We start from the raw sequence: 17,977 nt of genomic DNA, 5'->3' as shown, positions 1-17,977 counted from the left end.
CCCCTAGCGTTTGAGATTGGTGGTTTCCTGCAGCATTTCATCAACCGTCTGGATGACCTTTGCGTTTGACGAATAGGCGCGCTGGGTCTGGATCAGTTGGGTCAGTTCTGCCGCAACATCGGTCGCCGATTCCTCGCGCGAATAGCCGACGACCGAGCCGGTCGGCCCATCGCCCGCGTCCCAGAGATAGAACGGACCCGACGCAGGCGAGATCTGATAGGTCTGGTTGTTGAGCGCCACGAGACCATTGGGGTTGGGCACGTCAACCACGGGGATCTGATAGATCTGCCGGGTAAAGCCCTGATCATAAATGGCAAAGAGATTGCCTTGATCGTCAACCTCGACCGAGGTGAGCGTCGCCACGGTCGAGCCGTTCTTCGAGATGCCGACGGGCGAGAATGTGTTGGCCAGTTGCGTCATGCCATTGGGCGCGCTGGGTCTGCCGATCTCGACCGAGATGGTGCCGCCTGCCACGGCAATATCCATCTTGCCGGTGGCCGGATCATAGGCGCCGCCCGAAATCGTGGTGACCGAGGCGATGGTGCCGCCGTTCGGCTGGGTGTTGTTGAAGCTGACGGTGTATTGCCCCACCACCGCCCCGCCCGAGGCCGCATCGGTGATCGTCATGGTCCAGGTGTTGGAGGCGCCCGAGGCCGGGATGACCGGGGCAAAGCTGAACCCCAGCGCCTCGGACGTGCCGAGATTGCCGAAATATTCAACCGTCAGCTCCTCGGGGTCGCCAGTTGCGGTGCTGGCGGTGGCCGTGGCGGGCAGGTTGATGCCCATGACGACTTTTGTCGTCGGATTGCCGACATATTGGTTGGAATCCAGCCGGACCGGCTCCAGCCCCGCCATGGTATCGCGCGGGTAGGTGCCGGTGGTTCCGTCGGGGTTGGCGGGCCAACCCATCAGCACCTGACCGGCATCGGTGCGCAGGATTCCTTCGTCATCGGCCCGGAACGAGCCGGTGGTGACCAGCGAAATCGGATAGGGGCCGGTTCCGCCATCCACCGCGGAAAGTTCGGTCACCGCCAGAAATCCGCGCCCGTCAATGGCAAGGTCGGTGGCCTTGCGGGTGGCAACCAGCGGTCCCCGTTCGTCGATCAGCCGCACCGATGAGGTGCGCACGCCGCCCGCTGCATAGGATTCGGACGATCCGCCCTGCACCACGACCGAATAGAAATCCGTCTCGGACCGTTTGTAGCCATAGGTGGCCGAATTGGCGATATTGTCGGCGATGCTGGACAGTTTGTTGGCATTGGCGTTCAGCCCCGCCACCCCCGCATTCAGCGAAGAGGAAATCGTCATCGGTTGCGCCTTTCTGCAGCTTCGATCCCGGTTGGAACCGAACCTGCGCCCTCGGCGTTAAGATCGGGCTAATGGCGAAACGATTCGGCGGGTCTTAGCGGTCGCGGCGCAGCAGGATCACCTCGATGCGGTTGTTGCGGATTGCCGTGGGGTCTGCGGTGGCGGGTTTGCGGTCGGCATGGCCGGAAATACGGGCAATGCGCCCGCCATCAAGGCCCCCCGCCGTGAGCAGGGCCCGCATCGCCTGCGCCCGGGCCGCCGACAGATCCCAGCCCGGATTGTCGATCAGCGTCACGGGATAGCTGCGGACATGGCCATCGACGGCCAGCGCGTTTTCGGTCAGGCCCAGAACCTCGACCAGCAGGGCCGCGATTTCGCGCGTGATGGCGGTCGGTTCGGCACTGTCGGCGGTGAACAGCGGCAGCCCGTCGATGTCGAAAATCTCGATCACCAGCCCTTCATCGGTGACGCGGGTCACGACATGGCGCAGCAGCGCCTGCATCGTCATGCTTTCACCACCCCGCGCGGTCAGCGCCTTGGTCACCGTGTCATATGCGGGTTCGGTGCCGGCATCGCTCTGCGCCCCGCTTTCGGCTACGCCGGTCTCGCCCCGGGCCTTGGCGGCTTCGGAGGGGTATTGCGCCGTGGCACCGATGCCCGATTGGGTCAGCGTGTCTTCGGAAAAGATCGTGTCACCGCCAAAGGCGCCATCGCCGCCGCCCGAGATGCGGTTGATCGGAATCGTCGGATTGAAGTAATCCGCGATCCCCTTGCGCTGTTTCTCTGTCGTCGCGTTCAGCAGCCACATCAGCATGAAGAAGGCCATCATGGCCGTCACGAAATCGGCATAGGCGACCTTCCACGCCCCACCGTGGTGACCTTCGCCTTTGACGATCTTCTTCCGCTTGATGATGACTGGCGCGGCATTTGACTGCCCGGCCATTCACACACCCATATCTCACACCCAAGGACCAGTCTGGCGCATTGCGCTTTACAGGGCCTTAAGGGGTTGGATTTTAGCGAATTTGGCCGCCTTAGCGCTCGCGCAGCGCCTCGGAGCTTTTGTAGAGCGGTTTGAGCAGATAGGTCAGGATGGTCTTGCCGCCGGTCTGCAACTCGACATCGGCCTGCATCCCGGGGCGGATTTCAAGGCCCTTCTGCCGCTCGGTGAACTGGCTGCGGTCCACGGCCAGCGTCACCTTGTAATGCGGATCGCCGTCTGCGGCGCGCGAGCGTTCGTCCTTGAACGTGTCGGCGGAAATGAAGGTGACCCGGGCCTTCAGCGTGCCCCAGATCGTATAGTCATAGGCCGACAGCTTGATCACCGCATCCTGCCCCTGCCGGACCGAGGCGATGTCGCGCGGCTTGACCCGCGCCTCGATATACAAGTCGTCATCCAGCGGAATGATCTGCAAAATCTCTTCGCCCGGGCGCACCACGCCGCCGATGGTGGTGACCGACAGCTTGTTGACCACGCCGCGCATCGGCGCGACCAGAACGGTGCGCGCCAACTGGTCCTGTGCCAGTTTCAGCTTCTGCCGCTGGCTGGCCAGTTCGGCTTGCGTCTTGGAATACTCGGTCGCGCGCTCCATGCCGGTGGTGGTGACGGCTTCGCTCAACTGGTTCTGGGCGTCGGAATTGGCCTTGCGGGCGCGGGTCACCTCGATCAGCGGGGCAATCTCGCGTTTATACATCTTTTCCAGGAGGTCGAGTTCTTTGGCCGCCTGTTCGGCCACCGCTTCAGCCCCGGCGACGCGGGCGTCATATTCGCTTTGCCGCGCCGTCAGCAGCGCGCGCTCCGAGGCGACGATGGCGGGCACCCGGGCGGCGAATTCGTCGGGCACGGTGAAATCGGGGGCGCCGGCGATTTCCGCTTCAAGCCGCAGGCGGCGGATTTCCAGACCGGCGATTTCGTCGGCCAACTCGTCCACCGCGGACTGATACTGCGTGCCGTAAAGCCGCGCCAGCGTTTGCCCCGGCTCGACGATATCGCCCTCGGCCACGTCGAGTTCGGCCAGAATACCGCCTTCAAGGTTCTGGATGATCTGCGGCCGCGACGACGAAACAACCGCCCCCGGCGCGTGAACGATCTCATCCACCCAAGCGACGGCGGCCCAGGCCACGAAGGCCACGGCGCAGAACACGATCAGCCAGATCATCCGGCTGGGGCCGCGGGTTCGCAGGGCAAGGTCTTCGTCAAAGCCGATTGCGGTCATGGTTTGCCTCCGGCTTGCGCTTTGGCCAGATGCGCCAGCACCTGATCGCGCGGCCCGTCTACCGCCAGCTTGCCGTTCTGCAAGATCACGGTGCGGCTGGTCAGTTGCAGGATCGGCACCCGGTGGGTGGCGATGATGGCCGTGCGCCCCTCAAGCCAGCCCTTCAGGCGCGAAACCAGCGTGGTTTCCAGCGTCTGGTCAAGCGCGGCGGTGGGTTCGTCCAGAATGGCGACCACCGGGTCTTGCAGCCAGATGCGCGCCCAGCCGATCGACTGACGTTGACCGACCGACAGGCCCTCGCCCATCTCGCGGATTTCAAGGTCAAGCCCGCGGGGATGGCTGCGCACAAAGGGGCCAAGCCCGGCGAAATCCAGCGCCGCCATCAGGCGGTTATCGTCGCGCTCAAGCTGGGTCAGGTTCAGGTTGTCGCGCAGGCTGCCCGCAAACAGCCGCACCTCCTGCCCCAGATAGCCGATGCCCCGGCGCAGGTCGCGCGGGTGCAACTGCCCCATGTCCACCCCGTCGATCAGCACCCGGCCATGGCCCGGCTCATAAAGCCCGGCCAGCAGCCGCAACAGCGTGGACTTGCCCGAGCCGTTGGCCCCCAGAACCGCCACATGCTGCCCCGCCGGGATCGTCAGGTTCGGAATGTCCACCGAAGGCGCCGCCTGCGGGTCATAGCTGAAGCTGACCTGCCGCAGGTCATAGGTGCCGCCCAGTCTTTCGCGGCGCAGATAGCGGCGGCCTTCCTCTTCGGTCTGTTTCGAGCGGATGATGGCGTCCAGCCCGTCAAGCGCGGCGCGCACATTGGTCCAGCGCGCCATGGTGCCCGAGAGCGCGGCCAAGGGGCCAAGGGTGCGCCCGGTCAGAATGCCGATGGCGATGATGGTGCCCACGGTGAATTCGCCGGCGAAGACCAGATAGGCGCCGCACATCACGGCCACCACATAGGTTGCCTGTTGCACACCCTGCGCCCAATAGCCCAGCATCGCCGTCAGGTGCCGCTGGTCCGAGGATTTGGCCGCCGACAGCACGCTCAGTTCGGTCCAGATCCGCTTCACCCGGTCTTCGCCGCGCTGGGTTGTGACCGTTTCCGCCTCAAAAATCGCTTCATAGAGCAGCCGCGCCGCGCGGGTCGATGCGCCCTGCGTGGCGGCGGTCAGGGCGATCATCCGCTTTTGCAAAAGGAAGCCCGGCAGCACCATCAGGATGCCGCCCGCGATCAGCACCCAGACCAGATTGCCGCCGATCGAGGCGACAAGCGCAAGGAAGATCAGCAGGAACGGCAGGTCCGACAGGCTGCCGATGGTGGTGGCGGTAAAGAATTCGCGCACCGCCGAAAACTCACGCATGGCGGAGAAAAGTTGCGAGGGGCTTTTCTGCCCCGGGCTGGCCTTCATGCCCAGAAGGCGGGTCATCAGCCTGTCCTGCACCGCAAGCTCGATCCGCTTGCCGGTGGTGTCCATCAGGCCCGAACGCGCCAGTTTCAGCGCCCCTTCCAGCACGATGGCCAAGAGCGCGCCCCCGGCCAGCACCCAGAGCGTCGGCTCGGACTGATAGGGGATCACGCGGTCATAGACCTGCATCGAGAACAGCGAGACGGCGACGGCAAGGATATTGGCCACCAGCGAGGCCGAGGCCACCTCGGCCAGCGCGCGGTGATAGCGGCGGAACTCGCCCCAGAACCAGTGGCGGGCGGGCGGCTCGGTGTGGCGCTTTTCCAGCTCTTGCAGGGCGATGCGCCCGGTCAGCAGCCGCCCGGCATAAACACGGGCGAAATCGGCGGCGGGCACATCGGCGCGCATATCGGGGCAGGTGATGTCATAGACCTGCATCCCCCGCTCGTCCTGACCCAGCACCAGAACGACCTGACCGGAACGCATCTCGGCCAGCGCAGGCCAATGCGCCTTGCCGGGGCTGGCGACCTGCGCCACGCGGTTGGACAGGCCGCAGGCGGTCAGGGCCGCCGACATTTCGGCCAGCCCGGGGGCGCCTTCGGGGCCGGCGGCAAGGTGCAGTTGCTCGATCAGGTCGGCAGCGGCAATCTCGCTGCCCAAGATGCCCGCATAGACCGAGGCCAGATGCGCCCGGGTCTGGGCGCGTCCGGTGTGACGGGGCGGGGTGGCAGGGGCGGCGGGCGCGGGCCGCGCCGCAAGCGGAGCAGCGGCGGGCACCCGCGCGGCATTCATGTCGAAGGCGACAACGCGGTCGGTCACATCCTTGCTCCATCCACCAGAAGGCCACGGTCGCGGGCGATTTCCAGTTCGGTCAGCGCCACCTCATAACGGATGGCGGCCTGTTCGCGTTCCAGACGGGCAAAGCTGTCATACTGGCCGACCAGTTCCAGAAGGGTGCGGCGGCCAACCTTGTATTGCTCGGTGAAGAGGGAAAGGTTCGCCTCGGTCGAGGCCAGAACCGCCGCCCCCTGCGCCTCACGCGAACGCAGGATGGCGATCTGCCCCTCCAGCGAAACAAGGCGGCGGCGGGCGGTTTCATCGGCATCGGCGGTGCGGCGGGCCATCACCTCGCCGGTTTCGGCAAGGGCCGCCACCTCGTCGCCGGTGCCAAGGCCCAAGAGACCCGCTCCGCCCAGTTTGATCGTGGGGTCGATGCTGTCCGACCCGACATTCACCCCGCCCGACAGGCCGGGCAGCAGATCGGCCCGCGCCACCTGCGCCTCGGCCACGGCGCGGGCGCCTTCGCTGCGGGCCTTGGCGACCGACAGCGGTTCGGCGGTCGCCCCGGACAAGGGCAGGGCGTCGATGCCGCGCACGGCGGTGGCCGAAGGATCGGCCATGGCGGCCAGATCGGCGGTGGCCGCGGCTTCGGCCTGCCGGTCGGCGGCAAGGGTGGCCTGCATCTCGGATTGTTTCAGGGTGATGATTTGCTCTTCCGAGCGGTCCGACAGCCCGCCTTCGACGCGCTGCGCCATGATCGAGGCGAATTCGGCAAGCCGGGCCGCAGCACGGGCGGAAATCGCGGCCTGCGCGCGGGCGCGTTCGGCCTGCACATGGGCGACAAGCCCTTCGTAAACCCGTTGATTGATGTCCAGCGCCAGACTGACCGCCGTCACCTCGACATCGGTGGCGGCATAGGCGCGTTCGGCGCGGCGCCGGCCATGGTCAAGGATGGCCTGTTCCAGCAACAGCCCGGCGGCCAGCCCGTTCAGCGCCGAAAGCGTGACAGAGGGGCCGATCCGTGGCAGCCAGTTCTTGTCCTTGGCGGTGGCGCGCAGCCGGGCCATCCGCAACTCTGCCGCAGCCGCGCCGCTGTCGGCACGCAGCACGGCTTCGGCCACGCGGGCAAAGGGGCCGCCCGGCGGCAGAACCGACCGGCGGGCCTGAAGGGCGGCGATTGCCGGATTGCCCTGCCCGGCAAGGGCAGAGGTGCCTGCGGGCTGATCGGCCCGCAGGGTTCCTTTCGAGGCGACGCCGCCACCCGGGCCGCCCATGCAGGCGGTCAGGACAAGCAGCGCGGCCAAGGCTGCGGCGGCGGGGCGGAAATCACCGCCCGCACCGTGCCTTGCGGCATCAGACTGCCTTGCGGGCATGGCCCGGACTCCGATCAGACGCCCGAGGTGTTGACGGTGATATCGTCGTCGATCAGGACCGAAGCCCCGGCCGAACCGACGAGATAGAGCTTCAGCGTCTCGCCGTTCACCACCTGCGTCGTGCCGGTATAGGTGCCGCCGACCAGATTGACCTGATCATCGGTATCGCCGCTGATGGTCAGTTGCTTGTCCGCCCCCGCCAGCCGCAGGATCTGCGCCTCGGTCAGGGTCAGGTTGGCATCTGCCGCCGTCAGGTCGATGGTGCCGAAGTCGAACTGACCCAGCCCCGAACGGTTCAGGTCAACGGTCACTTCGCCCGTGGTGTTGCGGATGTAGAGCGTGCTGGATTCGTTGCCAGCCGCATCCTGATCACGGATCACCAGATAGGTGCCGTCATGCACCGGCGTCGGGAAGAAGGCCCAGTCGCTGGGCACGGTCTGGCCATCGACATTCACGTCCGAGGTGAATTTGACCTGCGGCGTGACTTCGGCCACGGCACCATTGGCGGCGACGGTGAAGTAATCCACATCCCCGGCCCGCGCGTCGATGGCGATGCCCGAAATCTGGTTGCCGGTGCCCGCGTCATTGGTGATCCAGGGGTTCGCCGGCGCAACGGTATCGACGGCGAAGTTTTGGCTCAGACTGGAGGTGTTGCCGGCAATGTCGGTCGCCGTGACGGTGACCGCGCTTGTCGCTTCGCCGCGGGGCAGGTCGTCTGCGGCGAAGGTGGCGCTCCAGTTGCCATCGGCACCCACGGTGACGGTGCGGCTGGAACCGTTGGCCAGACGAACCACCACGGTCGCCCCCACTTCCGACGTGCCGGTCAGGGTCAGGCCCGCCGCAACTTCGCTGGCGTTCAGGATGCCATCGCCGCCGATCCGGCCCGAGGTCATGGCAAAGTTCACCACCGTCGTATCGACCCGCACCGTTTCGGTCAGGGTCGAGGTGTTGCCGACGCGGTCGGTGGCCGTTGCGGTCAGGGTGACGTTGTTCTCACCCGCCGGAATGTCGCCCGCCGGAATGGTCAGCGTCCATTTGCCATCGGCGCCCACGGTGGCAGTGCGGCTTTGACCGCTGCCAAACCGCACGATCACGGTGGAGCCTGCCTCGACGATGCCGGTCACAGTCAGACCTGCCGCAGCCTCGACCGCATTGACGATCTGGTCGCTGCCGGTCGAAAGGGTGCTGCGCTGGAACGGGTTCACCTCGGTATCGACGTTGATCTGATACGAGGTGCTGGCGGTGTTGCCTGCCGCATCGCTCGCGCTGACCTGCACGGTCGAGGCATAGCTGCCCGGACGCACTTCGGCGGCGGTCCAGTTCGCCGTCCAGGTGCCGTTCGCCCCTGCGGTGACGGTGCGGGTGACCCCTTCAAACGTAACGCGCACGGTGGCGCCCGCTTCGGCGGTGCCGGTCAGTTGCAGGCCCGAGGTCGCCTCGCTGCCCGAAACCGTGTTGTCGCCGCCCGCCTGCCCGGGGTTCACCGCGACCGAGGTTTCGGTATCCACCTGAATGGTGCGGGTCGCGGTGGCGGTGTTGCCATAGGCATCGGTCGCCGTCACGGTCGCGGTCGAGCTGTAGGTGCCGCCCGCCGCGCCGGGGAAGGACACGCTCCAGGTGCCGTTGGCGCCTACGGTGGCGGGCAGGGTGGTGCCGTTCCACGCCACCGAAACGGTGGAGCCGGCCTGCGCAGTGCCGGTCAGGATGATGGCGCCTGCCGCTTCGGTGGCGTTGACGATGTTGTCACCCGCAACCTGCCCGGTGAAGGCCACCGAGGTCAGCGTGTCCACGACAAAGCTGTGCGTCGCCGACGAGGTGTTGCCGGCCACATCAACCGTGGTGGCGGTCAGGGTGGCGGTATATTCGCCGCCCGGCAGGGTGCCCGGCGCATAGGTCACCGACCAGCGGCCATCGGCGCCGACGGTGGTGGTCTGCACCACGCCCTGCAGGGTGACGGTCAGCGTGGCCCCGGCGGTCGAGGTGCCGGTGACGGTCAGGCCGCTCTGGCTTTCGACAAGGTTCACCGCATTGTCGGCGGTGACCGGGTTGAAGGCGATCGGATGCGGCACGGTGTCGATCACCAGCGTATCGGTGATCACCGTGCGGTTGCCCAAGGGGTCGGTCGCGGTGACGGTGACCGGAACCTCATATTCGCCCGCTGCAACCTGGCTTTGGGTGAAGGTCACCGACCAGCTTCCATTGGCGGCAACAGTGGTGGTCTGGGTGGCGGTGCCGATCTGCACCCGGATCGTGGCCCCGGCCTCACCTTGGCCGGTGATGGTCACACCATCCTGATATTCCACAAGATTTTCAATGTCGCCGGTCGATTTGGTGCCATCGACGACGCTGACGGCCGGAGGCGTCAGGTCGATGATGAAATTCGGGCCGGTCAGCGTGTCGGGCGTGCCGGTCGAAGGGGTCACCACGACGGTCGCGGTATAGCTGCCATCGGCCGGCAGGCCGGTTTCCGGCACGGTCACGGCCCATTTGCCATCGGTGCCGATGGTGGTGGTCACCGTCACGGTGCCGATGGTGACGGCCACCGTCTCACCCGACTGGCCGGTGCCGGACACATGCAGCGAGCCGTCTTCGGTGTTGGTGGTCACCGTGGTGACTGGCTGGGCATCGACGGTGGGCGGGGTGCGCTTGGTGCCGCCGCCGCCATGCAGGCCGCCGACCACAACCGCGCCGCCGATGATGGCCGCAGCGCCGCCCACACCACCCAGACCCAACAGACCCGGGACCAGCGGCGCCATGCCCGCCGGTTCATTCGAGGCGACCAGAACCTCGCTCACGCCATCCGCCGTCGTATAGCGCAGATCGTCCAGCGGGCTCCACTTCGACCAGCCCGAAACCGGGCCGTAATCGGCGAACAGCACGCCATTGCCGGTCTCCTGCACGAAGACCTCAACAATTTCGCCTTCGGAGGAAAGATAGAGGTGATTGGTGTCGCCCGGGGCTTCGTTGAAATAGCCCGACAGCACGATGGAACGACCGTCCACCAGCTTGATCACCAGATCGCCGCCCTGCTGTTCATAGGCCACGATGCTCGACCGCGAGAGGTTCAGCGAAACGCTGTCTCCCGATCCGACCTGAATGAAGTTGCTCTGGCCCTCGCCGGCCACAGAGCTATGTTGCGTTCCGCCCGCAGAACTGCGGACGGCAAATTGAATTGCCGTAACCATCTTACTACTCCGCCTCATGCCTGGACGTTGCCGGGCTCATTGTAAGGCCCCTGTGTTATGGGGCCGATTGCAGCCAGAGATACGGCGATGCGGCTGCGAAATCCAGCAGTTTCAATGGTAAGGGTGCATTTATGCCTTATTTTCCCCGGGTTTCCGCCCCAATTGAGTCTTTCGCGCTACAGGTGGCGCGGGGTTTTCCACCTTCGGTCGCAGCGCGTGGCGGCGGCGGGTCCGCTCTGGTTGCAGGCGCGCTGCATGGCGCGCGCCGGGGGAAAAGCGGCGGTTCCCCCTTTACGCGGGCGCGCTTTCCCGCTTTCCATCAGGGCATGGCAGGACAGACCGATACCCTTCTTTCGACGATCCTCGGATGGATCGACCTTGGGCGCCTCAACCCCGGCGATGTGATCGACGAGGGGGCGCTGGTCGCCGAATTCGGCGTGTCGCGGACCCCGGTGCGCGAGGCGATCCTGCAGCTTGAGGCGGTGGGCCTGATCCGCCGCCTGCCGCGCAAGGGGGCGACGGTATTCCGCCCGACGCTGGAAGAGTTCCTCGCCATCCTTGAGGTTCACGCCCGGCTTGAAGGGCAGGCGGCCGGCCTTGCCGCGCGCCGGCTGTCGCGCGCCGGTGCCACGGCGCTCGAAGCGGCGGTGTCCGCCTGCGAGGCCCATGCCGCCCGGCATGGCGATGCCGAGCCGGACGCCTATTACCAGTTGAACCTGCGCTTCCATGAAAGTGTGGCCATCGCGGCGGGCAATCCCTTCCTGACCGAGATGATCAAGACCAATGCGCGCAAGCTTCTGGCCTATTACCGCGCGCGCTACCGCTATGCCGGGGCGATTGCGGCTTCGGCGCGCGAACACCGCGAAATCGCGCGGCTGATCGTGGCCCGCGACAGCGCGGGTGCCGATGCGGCGATGCAGCGCCATGTGCAGTTTGATCAGGTTACGGCGATGGACCTGTTGGCGGTTCTGGCCTGAGGCGCGCCCGCGCGGGAGTTCACTCCCGCGCCGCCGGTGACATCAGAGCCAGCCTTTCAACCGAAACACCGCCCAGGTGATCAGGGCCGAGGCCAGCATCAGCCCGATCGCCGCCGGATAGCCCCAGGGCTGCGCCAGTTCCGGCATCCGGGCGAAGTTCATGCCATAGACGCTGGCGATCAGGGTCGGCGGCAGGAACAGCACGGACACGACCGACACGATCCGCACCGTGGTATTCTGTGCCAGATCAATCGAGCCCAGCGTGGCATCCGAAGCCAGCGCCACCCGGCTGTGCAGGAATTCGGCATGAACCTCCAGCGCGTCCACATCGCGCAGTTCGGCCTTCAGTGCCGCGTCCAGTTCGGCCCCCTCGGGGCGGCGGGCAAGGGCGGGCGCGGCATAGTTCAGCGCCCGCCCCAGCGTCAGCAGCGCCAGCCGCACCCGGCCCAGCCGCTCACCCTCGGCGCCGACGCGGGTCAGCGCCTCTTGCAGGGCCTGCGGTTGATGTCCGCGCGGGCCGGGGCGGTAGATCTGCCGCGCCACGCCGTCCAACGCGCGGCCCACCCCCTCCAGATGGTCGGCCAGTCGCCCGACGATTTCCTGCAACAGGCCCAGAAATAGCCGGTCCGCCGTCTGGCAGCCAAGGCCGGAGCGGTCCGCCCGCTGCGGGAAAGTTTCAAACGGGCGGGGGGCGTGGTGGCGCACGGTGATCAGCCGGTCCTGCGACAGGATGAAGGTCACCGGGCCTGCCGTCTGTTCGCCCTGCACATCCTGCCCGGGCAGCACCAGCGTCATGTAATCGGCGCCGTCATCATGGTAGAGGCGGTTCGAAATCTCGATCTCTTCCATTTCCGACAGCGGTGGCACGGTCAGGCCAAGGGCCGCAACCATGGCCACCTCTTCCGCCGTGGGTTGCAGAAGGTCGATCCACTGCGCCGTCGCCACCTGATCGGCCGCAACCTCGGCCAAGCCTTCGCCCGCCTGCTGATAAGCCTTGATCATGGCGCCTCAGTCCGCAATTTCCACGGTGGCCCATGTCTCGAAACAGACGCCCCCCGCCAGCGCCATCACGCCGATGGTGGCCCGCCCGCCAAGCCCGATTTCACGCCCGAACACCTCGACCAGCAGGTCCGACAGACCGGAAGAGACCTTGTGGACATCCTCATATTCCGGGGTGCAGACGACAAAGTTCAGCGTCCGCACGATGGATTTCACCCGGTCAAGGCTGCCCACCGCCTGCCGGATGCCGCCCAGAAGGTTCAGCCCGGTCTGCCGCGCCGCCTGATAGCCCTCTTCCGTCGTCAGATTGCCGCCCAGCCGCCCCCTATGGGTGATCTGCGTGCCGATCTGCGCCACATGACCGGACAGGAACAGCAGCGAGCCGATCCGGTGATAGGGTTTCATCGTGCCGTAATCGGCGCCGTAATAGCCGATCCGGTCAAAGTCGGGAATGTCGAGGCCCATGTGATGGGCAAGGGCTTCGGGGCTGGACATGGGGTTCCTCCGCTCTCAGGGCAGCAGTTTGCAGATGATGTCCTGCGGGCCGGTCAGTTTGGCCAGCGACTCTTCGGGCAGCAGGTTGCAGTCCAGAAGGTTGTTCTCGTTCACGAAGCGGGCCGAGTAGACATTGACGTTCACCAGCGGCTCTTCGACCTGATCCAGCGGCGCCGACATCAGAAGGCCCCCCGCCTCAAGCGTGGCATCGGCGGGATGGATGGTGATATCCTCGATGCCCAGCGTGATCATGCCCATCTCGTCGGGCTTCATCGTGGCACCTGCTTTCGGAAAGCCGTAGAAATGGCTGGAAACGGTGACCATCTCGCCCATGTCGGCCAGCGCCTTGGCCGCAGCCGGATCGAAGGTGATCCGCAGTGTCACGCGCGGGGTGTCGGCAAGGGCGGGCAGGGCGGCAAGGCAAAGCGTGGCGGCAAGGGCAAGACGGGTCACGGGCATGGTCCTTTTGCTGTGTCCGTCGCAGAGTAGCAGGCGACCCGCGCGGGGCAATCACCGAATGCCCGGCAGATGGTCAGGCCGGATCAACCTGCAACCAGACCCCGCCTTCGGGCCGCAGCGTCAGGATCATCACCGGCTTGGGATCGCGCCCCGGAATGCGGGCAAAACGGAAACGGGCCAGCAGGGTGGCCAGGATGATCACCGCCTCTTGCAGCGCAAAGGAGGCGCCGATGCAGATGCGCGGCCCGTCGCCGAAGGGCAGATAGGCATAGCGCGGGACGGCTTTGGGATCGGCAAAGCGCGACGGGTCAAAGGCGTCGGGGGTCTTCCACAGCGCATGGTGCCGGTGCAGCGCATAGATGGGCAGAATGATGGTATCGCCCCGCCGCACCTCGCGCCCCAAGAGGGTGTCAGGCGCCTGCGCGGTGCGCGACAGAAAGGCGGCAGGCGGGTAAAGCCGCATCGCCTCGTCCAGAATGGCGCGGGTCAGGGGCAGGGCGGGCACATCCGCCGCCGTTGCCGCGCGGCTGCCCAGCACCGCCTGCGCCTCGGCCCGGGCGGCCTGTTGCACGGCGGGATCGAAGGCGCACAGGTAGAGCGCCCAGGACAGCGCCAGCGAGGTCGTCTCATGCCCGGCGACGATGAAGGTCAAGAGGTTGTCGCGCATTTCCTCGGGCGTCATCTGCCGCCCCGAGGCCGGGTCTTCGGCCCGGCGCAACAGGTCCAGCAGATCGGGCACTGCCCGCGTCCCCTCGCGCCCGCGCCGGGCGATGGCGGCATCGGCGACGCGCTTCATCTCATCCACTCCCCCACGTCCGCGCAGCCGGTGCAGGCGCGGCACCCAGGCGGGCGCCCCCAGAATATCCAGCAGCGAGACCTTGGCCGTCTGGGCGATATAGGCTTCGATGGCGCGGTGGGTGGCGGCGCGGTCAAACCCCTCGCCGCCGGAAAAGGTGACATCGGTGATCACCTCAAACGTGGCCGTCACCATCTCGGCATAGACATCCGCGGCGCGGCCCATGGCGGCGGCGATTCGTTCGGCCGCCCGCTCGGCGGCATGGGTCATCACCGGGCCAAGCGCCGCCACATTGCGGTGGGTAAAGACCGGCGCCGCCGCCCGCCGTTGCCAGAGCCAATCCTCCCCCTCGGCCACGAACAGGCTTTGCCCGATGGCCGGGCCAAGGATCAGCTTGGTCACCAGCGATTTGGGATAATCGTTCACCCGGTCGCGCAGCACCTGCCGCAGCCCCTCGGGGTCCATCAGCATATGCCAGCGTTTTCCGGTATGCCCCGACAGGATCGGCGCATGGGTGGCCACTTCGGGGATCAGTTCCAGCACATTGCGCTGCCCCGCCCGCAGCGTGCCCAGCACGCCCAGCGGCCGGACACCCAAGGGAACCCGCACCGGAACCGCCGCCGCCTGCCCGTGGTCCTGCCTCTGGTCTTGCTGGCCCATGGTCCCCTCCGCTTCTGCGCTGTAGCCAAGATAGGGCAGGGCGGGGTGGCGTCAAAGGCGGCATGGTTGCGCGGCGGCGCGGCTGTCTGTATCCCGAAACGGTGGCATTCCAAGGATACCCCCATGCGATTCCCCTTTCGTGCGATTCCCCGGGTGCTGGCGCTGACGATCGGGCTTGCCGCCCTGACCGCCTGCCAGACCAACGATCTGGCCGAGCCGCCGGTGCCGATGGGCGATTTCGCGCTTGGCCTGAATGTGGCGGTGGCCTCGAACGTCAAGAAGGTGCCGATTTCGCGCGATGCCACGCCCGAGATGTGGGAAGCGGCGATGGAAAAAGCCGTCGCCGACCGCTTTGGCCGCTATAACGGCAGCAAGCTTTACAACATCGGCATCTCGATTGATGCCTATGCGCTGGCCCCGCCCGGCGTGCCGCTGGTGCTGAAGCCGAAGTCGATTCTGGTGGTCACGGCCAATATCTGGGACGATGCCTCGCAGACAAAGCTGAACCCCGAGGGCAAGCAGTTCACCATCTTTGAAAAGGGTTCGCCCAATACCTTCATCGGTTCGGGGCTGACCCAATCTGCGGAAAAGCAGATGGAGATCCTGTCCTACAATGCCGTCAAACAGATCGAGGCATGGCTTCTGACCAATCCCGAATGGTTCGGCCTGCCGCCGATCAAGCGGCCCACCCCGGCCCCGGCGCCGACCGTGGTCAGCAAGCCCGCGCCTGCGGCGGCGCCGGTGGCTGTGGCCCCGGCACCCGTTCCGGCCCCGGCTCCTGCCAACTGAGGCTTGATTTCTTCCGGGCCAAGGGCTAAGTCGCCGCGCGTGTAGAGAAGGGCCCGTCGCCGGGCCCCCCAACCCGAGGGCGCCCCGCGATGGCAAAGGCAAAGTTTGAACGGACGAAACCGCACGTCAACATTGGCACGATTGGCCACGTTGACCATGGGAAGACGACGCTGACGGCAGCGATCACCAAGTATTTTGGTGAATTCCGCGCCTATGACCAGATCGACGGTGCGCCGGAAGAGCGGGCTCGTGGGATCACGATTTCGACGGCGCACGTTGAGTATGAGACGGAGAACCGTCACTACGCGCACGTCGATTGCCCCGGCCACGCCGACTATGTGAAGAACATGATCACGGGTGCGGCGCAGATGGACGGCGCGATCCTGGTTTGCGCGGCTTCGGACGGCCCGATGCCGCAGACCCGCGAGCATATCCTGCTTGGCCGTCAGGTGGGCATTCCCTACATGGTCTGCTACATGAACAAGGTTGACCTTGTTGATGACGAAGAGCTGATCGAGCTGGTGGAAATGGAACTGCGCGAGCTGTTCTCGTCCTACGAATACCCCGGCGACGACATTCCGATCATCAAGGGCTCGGCCCACCAGGCGATGATCGGCGAGCGCAAGGACATCGGTGAAGATTCGATCCGCGCCCTGCTGGCTGCGGTCGATTCGTATATCCCGACCCCGGCGCGTGCGGTTGACCAGCCGTTCCTGATGCCGATCGAAGACGTGTTCTCGATCTCGGGCCGCGGCACGGTTGTGACCGGCCGGATCGAGCGTGGCGTGATCAACGTCGGCGACGAAGTTGAAATCGTCGGCATCCGTGACACCAAGAAGTCGGTCTGCACCGGCGTCGAGATGTTCCGCAAGCTCTTGGATCGTGGTGAAGCTGGCGACAACGTCGGCGTGCTGCTGCGCGGCATCGACCGTGACGGCGTTGAGCGCGGCCAGGTGCTGTGCAAGCCGAAGTCGGTGAACCCGCACACCAAGTTCGAAGCCGAAGCCTATATCCTGACGAAGGAAGAAGGCGGCCGTCACACGCCGTTCTTTGCGAACTACCGTCCGCAATTCTACTTCCGCACGACGGACGTGACGGGCACCGTGCAACTGCCGGAAGGCACTGAAATGGTGATGCCGGGCGACAACCTGAAGTTCAACGTCGAACTGATCGCGCCGATCGCCATGGAAGAAAAACTGCGCTTCGCCATCCGCGAAGGCGGCCGCACCGTCGGCGCCGGCGTGGTCTCGAAGATCATCGCATAAGCCAAAGAAACAAGGGATGGGCAAATTGCCCATCCTACTGGGCCGCCCTTCGGGGCGGCCCTTTGCTTTGGGCCTGCCCCCGCGGGCCACTATCGCGGCGCCCTGCAACACGCTATCATTCCCGCATTGAAGCCCGACTGCCCTTTTCATGCGAGGATTTGCCATGCCCTATGATGCTGCGGCTGCCGTCACCTTTGCCACCGGAAAAACCGGGCGTTACGGCGACGGCGAATGTTGGACCCTGGTCGAGGATGCCGTTGTCGGAAACGGCGGGAAATCCTCGCGCAGCCAGACGCCCAATTTTGGGCCCCTGTCCTCGTATGTCTGGGGACTGGTGGTGCAGCCGGCGGCGCTGCAGCCGGGCGACGTGTTGCAGTTCAGCGGCTATTCCTGGACCCGCTCGATCACGGTTGATGTCACCAACCCCGATGGCAGCGGCTCGGTCAACACCACCGATGCGACCGAGACCCGCGGCAACCCCCAGCATTCGGCGATGGTCGTCCGTGTGATCTCGTCCGGCATCGTCGAGGTGGTGGAGCAGAACGTTCCCGCCGGAACAGGGCCGGTGCAGCGGCTGCAGCTTGTTCTGGTTGCGGGGGCGGCGACCGCGACGACAACGCGGGTTCCCCGTGGCACGGGATTTGTCGAGACCGTCACCACGACGACCGATACGGTGACCAACCCGCCGCGCTGCTATCGTCCGGTGAATGCCTGAACGGGGATGGTGCGCGGTGACGCAACCATTTCTGCGGCACGGTTTCTTTCCCCCTTGATTTCCCCGTTCCCCTGCCGTAACCCGCACCGCAGGATAGGAGTTTAGCTCAGCTGGTAGAGCATCGGTCTCCAAAACCGAGGGTCGTGGGTTCGAGTCCCCCAACTCCTGCCAATCCCCGCATGAATGCGATTGTTCCCTTCGGGGCGCCGCGCCTTGCGGCTTGAATTCGCGCGCCGAAGGGCGTATCCCGCCCGGCAAACCTCTCAGCGGAAGCCCCCATGGCCACGAAGACCAATCCCGTCCAGTTCATCCAGCAGGTCCGCTCGGAAGTCGCCAAGGTTTCCTGGCCGACGCGGCGCGAAGTGGTGCTGACCACGATCATGGTCTTCATCATGGCGGCGCTGACCGCGACCTTCTTCAGCCTGGTCGATCTGGGCATTCGTTTCGGGCTGCAACTGATCGTCGGCGCGAACTAAGGGCTGCCGCCCTCTGGCGCGGATTCGGGGCCAGTGCCCCGGCGGGCGGAAGGCACTTGAAATCACGGGCCGGTGCGGCTATCCCGC

Annotated in this window: 15 protein-coding genes and 1 tRNA gene; 6 read left to right on the top strand and 10 right to left on the bottom strand. The window is 65.9% G+C overall.

What is annotated here, in order from left to right; genetic code table 11:
* Positions 1-3: 3 nt before the first annotated feature.
* The 6 genes from HS053_RS12190 to HS053_RS12165 form a co-directional block, all read right to left on the bottom strand.
* Entirely contained in the window at positions 4-1,308 is a 1,305-nt protein-coding gene (locus HS053_RS12190) for a flagellar hook protein FlgE (RefSeq protein ID WP_174211527.1), read from the bottom strand.
* A 94-nt stretch (positions 1,309-1,402) separates the two neighbouring features.
* On the bottom strand, positions 1,403-2,251 hold the full coding sequence (locus HS053_RS12185) for a flagellar motor protein MotB (RefSeq protein WP_174211526.1): 849 nt from the start codon (positions 2,249-2,251) through the stop codon (positions 1,403-1,405).
* A 91-nt stretch (positions 2,252-2,342) separates the two neighbouring features.
* Positions 2,343-3,524, bottom strand: a complete 1,182-nt coding sequence (locus HS053_RS12180; protein WP_174211525.1) for an HlyD family type I secretion periplasmic adaptor subunit — start codon at positions 3,522-3,524, stop codon at positions 2,343-2,345.
* The gene (locus tag HS053_RS12175; RefSeq protein WP_174211787.1) at positions 3,521-5,713 is read right to left on the bottom strand and encodes an ATP-binding cassette domain-containing protein; all 2,193 of its coding nucleotides are present in this window, start codon (positions 5,711-5,713) and stop codon (positions 3,521-3,523) included. The genes HS053_RS12180 and HS053_RS12175 overlap by 4 nt, the downstream gene beginning before the upstream one ends.
* 23 nt (positions 5,714-5,736) lie before the next feature.
* Positions 5,737-7,074: a TolC family protein gene (locus HS053_RS12170; protein WP_174211524.1), complete on the bottom strand. Its 1,338-nt coding sequence runs from the start codon at positions 7,072-7,074 to the stop codon at positions 5,737-5,739.
* A 14-nt stretch (positions 7,075-7,088) separates the two neighbouring features.
* A complete protein-coding gene (locus HS053_RS12165) occupies positions 7,089-10,199 on the bottom strand; it encodes an Ig-like domain-containing protein (RefSeq protein WP_174211523.1) in 3,111 nt (1,036 codons plus the stop codon).
* 386 nt (positions 10,200-10,585) lie between these two features.
* On the opposite strand from HS053_RS12165, the gene HS053_RS12160 reads away from it, so the two are divergent.
* Entirely contained in the window at positions 10,586-11,236 is a 651-nt protein-coding gene (locus HS053_RS12160) for a GntR family transcriptional regulator (RefSeq protein ID WP_174211522.1), read from the top strand.
* Positions 11,237-11,278: 42 nt separating this feature from the next.
* Here the strand turns inward: HS053_RS12160 and HS053_RS12155 are convergent, their stop codons facing one another.
* The 4 genes from HS053_RS12155 to HS053_RS12140 form a co-directional block, all read right to left on the bottom strand.
* Entirely contained in the window at positions 11,279-12,238 is a 960-nt protein-coding gene (locus HS053_RS12155) for a magnesium transporter CorA family protein (RefSeq protein ID WP_174211521.1), read from the bottom strand.
* Between the two features lie 6 nt (positions 12,239-12,244).
* Positions 12,245-12,730: a RidA family protein gene (locus tag HS053_RS12150; RefSeq protein WP_206677602.1), complete on the bottom strand. Its 486-nt coding sequence runs from the start codon at positions 12,728-12,730 to the stop codon at positions 12,245-12,247.
* A 15-nt stretch (positions 12,731-12,745) separates the two neighbouring features.
* Entirely contained in the window at positions 12,746-13,189 is a 444-nt protein-coding gene (locus tag HS053_RS12145) for a hypothetical protein (RefSeq protein ID WP_174211520.1), read from the bottom strand.
* Between the two features lie 73 nt (positions 13,190-13,262).
* Positions 13,263-14,645 (bottom strand): cytochrome P450, encoded by a 1,383-nt coding sequence (locus HS053_RS12140; protein WP_174211519.1) that lies wholly within the window; start codon positions 14,643-14,645, stop codon positions 13,263-13,265.
* Between the two features lie 123 nt (positions 14,646-14,768).
* On the opposite strand from HS053_RS12140, the gene HS053_RS12135 reads away from it, so the two are divergent.
* The 5 genes from HS053_RS12135 to secE all read left to right on the top strand — a co-directional run bounded on the left by HS053_RS12135 (position 14,769) and on the right by secE (position 17,890).
* A complete protein-coding gene (locus HS053_RS12135) occupies positions 14,769-15,434 on the top strand; it encodes a hypothetical protein (RefSeq protein WP_241699846.1) in 666 nt (221 codons plus the stop codon).
* Positions 15,435-15,523: 89 nt separating this feature from the next.
* Positions 15,524-16,699: an elongation factor Tu gene (tuf, locus tag HS053_RS12130; protein ID WP_174211503.1), complete on the top strand. Its 1,176-nt coding sequence runs from the start codon at positions 15,524-15,526 to the stop codon at positions 16,697-16,699.
* 148 nt (positions 16,700-16,847) lie between these two features.
* The gene (locus HS053_RS12125; protein WP_174211518.1) at positions 16,848-17,414 is read left to right on the top strand and encodes a hypothetical protein; all 567 of its coding nucleotides are present in this window, start codon (positions 16,848-16,850) and stop codon (positions 17,412-17,414) included.
* 95 nt (positions 17,415-17,509) lie between these two features.
* Positions 17,510-17,585 (top strand) — tRNA-Trp (locus HS053_RS12120).
* A 107-nt stretch (positions 17,586-17,692) separates the two neighbouring features.
* Positions 17,693-17,890 carry a preprotein translocase subunit SecE gene (gene secE, locus HS053_RS12115; protein ID WP_174211517.1) on the top strand — a complete coding sequence of 66 codons (198 nt, stop codon included), beginning with the start codon at positions 17,693-17,695 and terminating at the stop codon, positions 17,888-17,890.
* Positions 17,891-17,977 lie beyond the last annotated feature (87 nt).

The sequence above is a fragment of the Tabrizicola fusiformis genome, assembly GCF_013328815.1.
Lineage (GTDB): Bacteria > Pseudomonadota > Alphaproteobacteria > Rhodobacterales > Rhodobacteraceae > Fuscibacter.
Note: the sequence above shows the minus strand (reverse complement) of the source record. Positions and strands in the feature narration are given on the sequence as shown.

Excerpts from the sequence above, each read along its gene's own strand:
- HS053_RS12190 (WP_174211527.1), bottom strand. The coding sequence starts at position 1,308 with ATGACGATTTCCTCTTCGCTGAATGCGGGGGTGGCGGGGCTGAACGCC.
- HS053_RS12185 (WP_174211526.1), bottom strand. The coding sequence starts at position 2,251 with ATGGCCGGGCAGTCAAATGCCGCGCCAGTCATCATCAAGCGGAAGAAG.
- HS053_RS12180 (WP_174211525.1), bottom strand. The coding sequence starts at position 3,524 with ATGACCGCAATCGGCTTTGACGAAGACCTTGCCCTGCGAACCCGCGGC.
- HS053_RS12175 (WP_174211787.1), bottom strand. The coding sequence starts at position 5,713 with ATGAATGCCGCGCGGGTGCCCGCCGCTGCTCCGCTTGCGGCGCGGCCC.
- HS053_RS12170 (WP_174211524.1), bottom strand. The coding sequence starts at position 7,074 with ATGCCCGCAAGGCAGTCTGATGCCGCAAGGCACGGTGCGGGCGGTGAT.
- HS053_RS12160 (WP_174211522.1), top strand. The coding sequence starts at position 10,586 with ATGGCAGGACAGACCGATACCCTTCTTTCGACGATCCTCGGATGGATC.
- HS053_RS12155 (WP_174211521.1), bottom strand. The coding sequence starts at position 12,238 with ATGATCAAGGCTTATCAGCAGGCGGGCGAAGGCTTGGCCGAGGTTGCG.
- HS053_RS12150 (WP_206677602.1), bottom strand. The coding sequence starts at position 12,730 with ATGTCCAGCCCCGAAGCCCTTGCCCATCACATGGGCCTCGACATTCCC.
- HS053_RS12145 (WP_174211520.1), bottom strand. The coding sequence starts at position 13,189 with ATGCCCGTGACCCGTCTTGCCCTTGCCGCCACGCTTTGCCTTGCCGCC.
- HS053_RS12140 (WP_174211519.1), bottom strand. The coding sequence starts at position 14,645 with ATGGGCCAGCAAGACCAGAGGCAGGACCACGGGCAGGCGGCGGCGGTT.
- HS053_RS12135 (WP_241699846.1), top strand. The coding sequence starts at position 14,769 with ATGCGATTCCCCTTTCGTGCGATTCCCCGGGTGCTGGCGCTGACGATC.
- tuf (WP_174211503.1), top strand. The coding sequence starts at position 15,524 with ATGGCAAAGGCAAAGTTTGAACGGACGAAACCGCACGTCAACATTGGC.
- HS053_RS12125 (WP_174211518.1), top strand. The coding sequence starts at position 16,848 with ATGCGAGGATTTGCCATGCCCTATGATGCTGCGGCTGCCGTCACCTTT.
- secE (WP_174211517.1), top strand. The coding sequence starts at position 17,693 with ATGGCCACGAAGACCAATCCCGTCCAGTTCATCCAGCAGGTCCGCTCG.